This window comes from Hydrogenophaga sp. (assembly GCF_041633695.1).
Taxonomy (GTDB): Bacteria; Pseudomonadota; Gammaproteobacteria; order Burkholderiales; family Burkholderiaceae_C; genus Hydrogenophaga.
In genome coordinates, this window is the sequence record NZ_JBFJMY010000638.1 from 1 (window position 1) to 1,874 (window position 1,874).

The 1,874-nt window shown below is 63.9% G+C and carries 1 protein-coding gene; it reads left to right on the top strand.

Annotated elements, in window-relative coordinates; all coding sequences use genetic code 11:
• Positions 1-265 precede the first annotated feature (265 nt).
• Positions 266-1,874 (top strand): NAD+ synthase (locus tag ABYB95_RS22670; RefSeq protein WP_372662347.1); only part of this gene is annotated, 1,609 nt, incomplete at its 3' end.

Below are 1,874 nucleotides of genomic sequence, written 5' to 3' on the forward strand. Positions count from 1 at the left end.
CCGTGGGGCGGGCGGCGCCGCTTTCGTGCAGGGCGCACAAGTATTCGTGCCGCATGAAGGGGCTGGGGTCTGGCTCGCAGGCCAGCAGGGTGTTCCAGTCCTGGGTTGGGATGCGCAGCGGCGAGTCCAGGACCCGGATGACATAATTCTGTGACGCCATCTTCATCCGCCCATGGGCGCCGGCGCACCCGACGCCAAGCGGTGGGCCGTCAGGCCGTCGGGATGCTTCGAACATCTTCTGTCAACCGCACCGGTTTCTGTATCCATGACTCTCCATATCTGTGTTGCCCAGCTCAATTTTGTGGTGGGCGACATGATGGGCAATGCCCAAAAAATCGTTGATGCCGCGCAGCAAGCGCAGGCGCAGGGCGCCCATCTCTTGCTGACGCCGGAACTGGCATTGTGTGGCTATGCCGCCGAAGACCTGTTTCTGCGTCCCGCCTTTGTGGACGCCTGTGATGATGCCTTGATGTGGCTGCTGCGTCAGACGGCGGGGCTCAAGGGCTTGCACATTGTGGTGGGACACCCGTCGCGCTCGGTGGAGGCGGCAGTGGGCAAACGGCAGCGCAGCGTCTCCATGCCCACCTTGTACAACGCGGCCAGCGTGATCGAGGGCGGGCGCGTGCTGCACACCTATGCCAAGCGCGAATTGCCCAACTACCAGGTGTTTGACGAACGCCGCTATTTCACGCCGGGCAACGCCAGTTGCGTGATCGAGGTGCCGGGACACGGGGGCGAAATGGTCAAGGTCGGCCTGTTGATCTGCGAGGACGCCTGGTTTGCAGCGCCGGCCGCCGACGCCAAGGCGCAGGGCGCCGAGTTGCTGGTGGTGATCAACGCATCGCCCTTCCACACCGGCAAAGGCGATGAGCGCGAGGTCACCATGCGCGAGCGCGTGCTGGCAGTCGGTCTGCCCATGGTGTATGCGCATTTGGTGGGCGGGCAGGACGAAATCGTGTTCGAAGGACGTTCCTTTGTGCTGGCTGCTGACGGCGCACTGGCCGGACGGGCCGTGAGTTTTTCCGAAACCCTGTTCGAATGTGCGTTCACCCGGCGCGCCGGCGGCTGGGACATTCAGGCCGAAATGGACCGACCGCACAGCCAGGAGGCCGATCTGTGGCACGCCCTGGTGCTGGGGGTGCGCGACTACATCGGGAAAAACGGGTTTCCCCACGTCTTGCTGGGTTTGTCCGGCGGTATCGACTCGGCCCTGGTGCTGGCGGTGGCGGTGGACGCCTTGGGCAAAGACCGCGTGCGCGCCATCATGATGCCGTCGCCGTACACGGCAGACATTTCCTGGATCGATGCGCGCGACATGGCCAAGCGCCTGGGTGTGCGCTACGACGAGATCGACATCGCCCCGCATTTCGAGGCCTTCACCACCAGCTTGTCGGCCGAGTTTGCGGGCCGCGAACCCGACACCACCGAAGAAAACCTGCAGGCCCGCATCCGGGGCACTTTGCTCATGGCGCTGTCCAACAAGTTCGGCGGCATTGTGCTGACCACCGGCAACAAAAGCGAAATGGCCACCGGCTATTGCACGCTGTATGGCGACATGGCGGGGGGCTTTGCGGTCATCAAAGACGTGGCCAAGACCTTGGTGTTCCGGCTCGCGCGCTGGCGCAATCTGCACGATCCGTTCGGAACCGGGGCCAATCCCATTCCCGATCGCATCATCAGCCGCCCGCCCAGCGCCGAGCTGCGGCCCGACCAGAAAGATCAGGACAGCCTGCCGCCCTACGAAGTGCTGGACGCCATCATCGAGCGCTACATGGAGAACGACGAGAGTCCGGCGCAAATCGTGGCCGAAGGCTTTGACAAGGCTGCTGTGGACCAGGTGGTGCGGCTGGTGCGCATCAACGAGTACAAGCGCC